Below are 5766 nucleotides of genomic sequence, written 5' to 3'. Positions count from 1 at the left end.
ACCATCAACCTGCCCGACACGGTCGGCTACACCTATCCGTCGGAATATGCCGAGATGTTCCGCGACATGATCGAAAACGTGCCGGGGGCGGACGGCGTGGTGTTTTCCACCCACTGCCACAACGACCTGGGCCTGGCGGTGGCCAACAGCCTGGCCGGGGTCGAGGCCGGGGCGCGCCAGGTCGAGTGCACCATCAACGGCCTTGGCGAGCGGGCCGGCAATGCGGCGCTGGAGGAGATCGTCATGGCGCTGCGCGTGCGCGGCGACCGGCTGCGCTTCGACTCAGGCATCGACACCACCCACATCACCCGCGCCAGCCGCTATGTCTCGGCCATCACCGGCTTTCCGGTGCAGTTCAACAAGGCGGTGGTCGGCAAGAACGCCTTCGCCCACGAGGCGGGCATCCATCAGGACGGCATGCTGAAGGACGCCGGCACCTATGAGATCATGTTGCCCGAGGACGTGGGGCAGGGGGCGTCCAACCTGGTCATGGGCAAGCACTCCGGCCGCCACGCCTTCCGCGAGAAGCTGAAAGGCCTGGGCTATGAGCTCGGCGACAATGCGCTGAACGACGCCTTCACCCGCTTCAAGGCTTTGGCCGACAAGAAGAAGGACGTCTACGACGACGACATCATGGCCCTGGTCGACGACGAGCTGGCCAAGGGCTCGGAGCGCATCCGGGTGGTCTCCCTGCGCGTCGTCGCCGGCACCGAGGGGCCGCAGGAGGCGGTGCTGACCGCCTCGATCGACGGGGTCGAGCATTCGGCTGTCGCGACCGGCGACGGGCCGGTGGACGCCGTCTTCAACGCCATCCGCCAGGTCGCGCCACACGCGGCGGCCCTGCGGCTATTCCAGGTGCATGCGGTGACCGAGGGGACCGACGCCCAGGCCCAGGTCTCGGTGCGTCTGGAGGAGGACGGCCGCATCGCCACCGGCACCGCCTCCGACACCGACACCATGACCGCCAGCGCCAAGGCCTATGTCAACGCGCTCAACAACCTCATGGCCCGGCGGGAAAAGACGCGGCCCCCAGAAGCGCTGGCGAGCGGGTTCTAGGGAAGAGCACAGCGCCGCAACCGCGTCCCTTCTCCCCTCGCGGGAGAAGGTGGCCGGTCTTAAGACCGGTCGGATGAGGGGCCGCGCCCAGCCTTCCACGACCGCGCGAGAGCCCTCTTTCCTTCGTCCGGCGCGGCCCGCATCCGTCTGCTTCGCAGCCACCTTCTCCCGCGAGGGGAGAAGGATCGCGTTTCCGGCCTTTCCGAGTGAGTCCCATGTTCGCCCTGCTCTGGGTTCCCGCCACGATCGCCGCGTCGGCCTTGCAGGTCGCCCGCAACGGGTTGCAGCGGGGGTTGGCGCCGTCGGCGGGGCCGTGGGGGGCGACGCTGGTCAGGTTCCTGTTCGGGCTGCCATTCTCGCTGCTGTTCGTGGCGGCGGCGGCTGTCGTCACGCCGTCGGCGCGTCCGCACCTGACGGCGAGCTTCTGGGCGGCGGCGATGACCGGCGCGGTGGCCCAGGTGCTGGCGACGGCGGCGCTGCTGGTGGCCATGCGGCGGGCGGGCTTCGCGGTCGGCACGGCGTTGCAGCAGAGCTCGCTGCCGCTGGCGGCCATCCTTGGGCTGATCATCTTTCACGATCAATTGACCGTGGTCGCCTGGATCGGCGTGGCCATCACCTCGGGCGGTCTGGCGGCCCTGACCTGGCCGCGCGGGGCGACCGGCGAGCAGCCGCTCAGCGGGGCGATGTTCGGCCTGCTCTCCGGCCTCTGCTTCGGTTTTGCGCTGAACGCCTTCCGTCACGCCACCATGGCCATGGAGCCCGCCCATCCGGTCTATGCGGCGGTGGCCTCGGTCGCCGTCGTGCAGGCCATGCAGGCGACGTTTTTGACTGTGTGGCTTGGGTTTCGTGACCGCGGCGCCCTGGTTGCGGTGATCGCCAGGTGGCGGGAATCGCTGCTCGCCGGACTCTGCGGCGCCTGCGCGTCGGCCTGCTGGTTCGTCGCCCTGGGCCTGGCGCCGGCCGCCCCGGTGCGGGCCGTCGGCGTCATCGAGGCGCCCATGGCCGCGCTGGCGGGACGGCGGTTTTTTGCCGAAAGGCTACATGCCCGGCAGATCCTGGCCGGTCTCGCGGTAATTGTGGGGGTGGTGATGACCACCCTGCGCTGAATAGGCGCGTAAATGCGCGTCAGATAGGGCCTTGAAATCAGGCGTTTCGGAGTGCAGAGGGAACAGACTTCGTTGAGTCATGGGGCGTCTGACGACCGCGTTGGGGAGCGCGCAGTTGTAACGCGTCTGCAAAGCTTTACGGAGCTTCCGCGTCGCGTCCCACATCACCTCTTTTGCCCAAGGCCCTGAATGTTCCCGTCCCTTTTTGGCGTCATGTCCAACGACATCGCCATCGACCTCGGCACGGCCAACACACTCGTCTACATGAAGGGCAAGGGCATCGTGCTGAACGAGCCCTCGGTGGTCGCCCTCAGGCATGTCGGCGGCCGCAAGGTGGTGCATGCCGTCGGCATCGAGGCCAAGCAGATGCTGGGCCGCACGCCCGGCCACATCGAAGCCATCCGCCCCATGCGCGACGGGGTGATCGCCGACTTCGAAGTGGCCGAAGAGATGATCAAGTATTTCATCCGCAAGGTTCACAACCGCAAGGCCTTCACCAATCCCAAGGTGATCGTCTGTGTGCCCTCGGGCGCCACGGCGGTCGAGCGGCGGGCGATCAACGACAGCTGCCTGAACGCCGGCGCGGGCCGGGTCGGGTTGATCGACGAGCCGATGGCCGCGGCCATCGGCGCCGGCCTGCCCATCCATGAGCCCACCGGCTCGATGGTGGTCGACATCGGCGGCGGCACCACCGAGGTCGCGGTGCTGTCGCTGTCCGGCATCGTCTATACCCGCAGCGTCCGGGTCGGCGGCGACAAGATGGACGAGGCGATCATCAGCTACATGCGCCGCCATCACAATCTGCTGATCGGCGAGACCACCGCCGAGCGGATCAAGAAGGAGATCGGCACCGCCCGCGCGCCGGCCGACGGCGAGGGCCTGGCCATCGAGGTCAAGGGCCGCGACCTGATGCAGGGCGTGCCGCGCGAGGTGCGCATCAGTGAAAAGCAGGCCTCCGACGCGCTGACCGAACCGGTGACCCAGATCGTCGAGGCGGTGAAGATCGCGCTGGAGGCGACGCCGCCGGAACTGGCCGCCGACATCGCCGACAAGGGCATCATGCTGACCGGCGGCGGGGCGCTGCTGCGCGGGCTGGATTCCGAGATCCGCGACCATACCGGCCTGCCGGTGACGGTGGCCGACGATCCGCTCTCCTGCGTCGCGCTGGGCTGCGGCAAGGTGCTCGAGCATCCGAAATGGATGAAGGGCGTGCTCGAATCATCCATGTCGTAGAGTACAAGGCGGGGCGGGGGCTAAAGACCGGCCTGGAGCGACAATAAGGTGTCCTTGAGGGACGGCCCTTTTCAGGACCTGAAGGTTCCGCTGACATGGACGGCGGCGGTGGCCGTCATTGTGGCCATGGTCATCGGCGTGGCGCTGCTGCTCGGCGACCATCGCGGCACCCTGCAGGGCCAGGCGATCGGCGCCAGCCGCGGCGCGCTGGATTCCGTCACCCGGCCGGTCTCCAACGTCATCGCCGCGCCGTTCCGCTGGATCGGCGACGGCGTCAACGGCGTGAAACAGTACTTCTTCGCGGTTTCGGAAAACCGCCGCCTGCGCGCCGAGGTGGCGGACTTGAGCCAGTGGCGTGACAAGGCCGTGGCGCTCAAGGACGAGAACGCCCGCTACCAATCGCTCCTGGGGCTGAAGACCGACCCGCCGATTCCGATGGTCGGCGCGCGGGTGATCGCCGATTCCCGCGGCCCCTTCGCCAATACCCGCCTGGCCGACGCCGGAACCGAGGCCGGGGTCGCGGTGGGCAATCCGGTGATGACCGAACACGGCCTGGTCGGCCGGGTGCTGGGCGTCGCCAAGGGGGTCAGCCGCGTCCTGCTCCTGACCGACGTGGCCAGCCGCACCCCGGTGCTCGACGACCGCTCCAATTCCCGCGCCATTCTGACCGGCGACGGCGGTGGCGAACCCAAGCTGGACTATCTGCGCGGGGCCGATCCGGTGAAGGCCGGCGACCGCATCCTGACCTCCGGCGACGGCGGCCTCTTCCCGCGCGGCCTGCCGGTCGGCACGGTGGTTCAGGGCCTGGACGGCGCCTGGCGGGTGCGGCTGGATTCCGACGACGGCCCGATCGACCTGGTGCGCATCCTGCTGTTCCGCGATTTCAGTCAGTTGGCGGATCAGCGCGCACTGCAGGCCGCCACCGTGCCGCCCCTGCCGCCCGCCGAAGCCGCCGACGTCGCCGCCCGCGCCATGCCCGCGCCGCCGCCCGTGGCCGCCGCCTCCTCCGCCAAGCCGGTCGCGGCCTCGCCAGCGCCGGCGGCCGCCTCGGCCAAGCCCACCGCCGTCAAGCCGTCGAAGCCGCTCAAGAAGCCGGTCAAGAAGGCGTCCGCGACGCCGGCCGCCTCGTCCGCCAAACCGGTCAGGCCGGCGGTCACATCCCTGGCCGCGTCGTCCGCCAAGCCGACCCCCGCGCCAAAGCCAAAGCCCAAACCCAAGCCCATACCTGCGGCGTCCAGCGCACCCGCCGGAGCCCAGCCATGAGCTACGCCAACAGCGCCAGCCGCCTGGATCCCTTGCAGTGGCTGGGCCTGCCGGTGCTTACCGCCGTCGCCGTCACCCTGCTGTTCGCCGCGCCCGTGCGCATCTTCGGCCTGCAGCCGCCCGAGCCGGTCTTTCCCATGGTCCTGGCCTTCGCCTGGGCGGTGATCCGGCCCTCGATGATCGCGCCCTTCGTATTGCTGGCGCTGGGCCTTGGGCTCGACCTGTTCTGGGGCGGGCCGGTCGGGCTTTGGCCGCTGGCGCTCCTGAGCGCCTACGGGCTGGTGCTGGCCGTCCGCGCCACCCTGACCGGGCGGGGCGCGGTGGTGTTGTGGATCTGGTACGGCGCGGCCTGCGCGCTCGCCTTCGGGGTCGGGACCCTGATCACCTTCATGAAAACCGGCGCCATCCCAGGCCCGTTCGCGCTTTTCGGGCAGTTCTTCATCACCCTCTTGCTTTTTCCCTTCGCCAATACGCTGATCGAGCGGTTCGACGACGCGGATGTACGCTTCAGATGACCGAGCCGGCCTTCTTCTTCAGCGAAGTCAATCAGCGCCAGAGCGTCTTCCACCGGCGCGCCTTCGTCATGGGCGGCCTGGCCTCGCTGGGTCTGACCGCGCTGGGCGCGCGGCTGGCCGAGCTGCAGATTTTCGAAAACAGCCGCTACACGACGCTGTCGGCCTCCAACCAGTACAATTTCCGCCTGGTGCCGCCGCCGCGCGGCCGCATCCTCGACCGCAACGGCGTCGAGCTGGCCTCCAACCGGCCGAACTTCCGGCTTTTGCTGCTCAAGGACGAGGCCAAGGACCCGGAAGCCACCCTGCAGGCGGCCGCAACCCTGATCCCGATCAGCGCGGAGCGGCATCAGGAGCTGCTGCGCGAGATCGACGACGGGCCGCGCTTCGTGCCGGTGGCCATCGCCGACGACCTGAGCTGGGAGGAGTTCGCCCGCATCAATGTGCGCAATCCAGAGCTTCCCGGCCTGCAGGCGGACATGAACGAAGCCAGGGTCTATCCCTTCGGCGGCGCCTTCGCCCATGTCATCGGCTATGTCTCGCGGGTGACGGCCGGCGAACTGAAGCTCGCCGGGCCGACGCCCGATCCGCTGCTG

Annotated in this window: 5 protein-coding genes and 1 pseudogene; all 6 read left to right on the top strand. The window is 69.0% G+C overall.

The genetic code is table 11. The annotated features are described in order from the left end of the window. Positions 1-1056 (top strand): 2-isopropylmalate synthase (locus tag VGL85_RS05500; RefSeq protein ID WP_331586827.1); only part of this gene is annotated, 1056 nt, incomplete at its 5' end. Positions 1057-1271: 215 nt separating this feature from the next. Next, a complete protein-coding gene (locus VGL85_RS05495) occupies positions 1272-2162 on the top strand; it encodes a DMT family transporter (protein WP_331586825.1) in 891 nt (296 codons plus the stop codon). 189 nt (positions 2163-2351) lie between these two features. Then, positions 2352-3395 (top strand): rod shape-determining protein, encoded by a 1044-nt coding sequence (locus VGL85_RS05490; RefSeq protein WP_331586823.1) that lies wholly within the window; start codon positions 2352-2354, stop codon positions 3393-3395. Between the two features lie 48 nt (positions 3396-3443). Beyond that, entirely contained in the window at positions 3444-4658 is a 1215-nt protein-coding gene (mreC, locus tag VGL85_RS05485; protein ID WP_331586821.1) for a rod shape-determining protein MreC, read from the top strand. Beyond that, complete coding sequence (locus VGL85_RS05480; RefSeq protein WP_331586819.1) at positions 4655-5173, top strand: hypothetical protein; 519 nt, start codon at positions 4655-4657, stop codon at positions 5171-5173. Before mreC ends, VGL85_RS05480 begins: the two co-directional genes overlap by 4 nt. Further along, positions 5170-5766: pseudogene (locus tag VGL85_RS05475) on the top strand (penicillin-binding protein 2); the annotation flags it as partial. The gene VGL85_RS05480 and the pseudogene VGL85_RS05475, both read left to right, overlap by 4 nt.

Origin of the sequence: Phenylobacterium sp., from assembly GCF_036501465.1 — a bacterium.
GTDB lineage: Bacteria > Pseudomonadota > Alphaproteobacteria > Caulobacterales > Caulobacteraceae > Phenylobacterium.
This window is presented reverse-complemented; position numbering and strand designations above follow the sequence as displayed.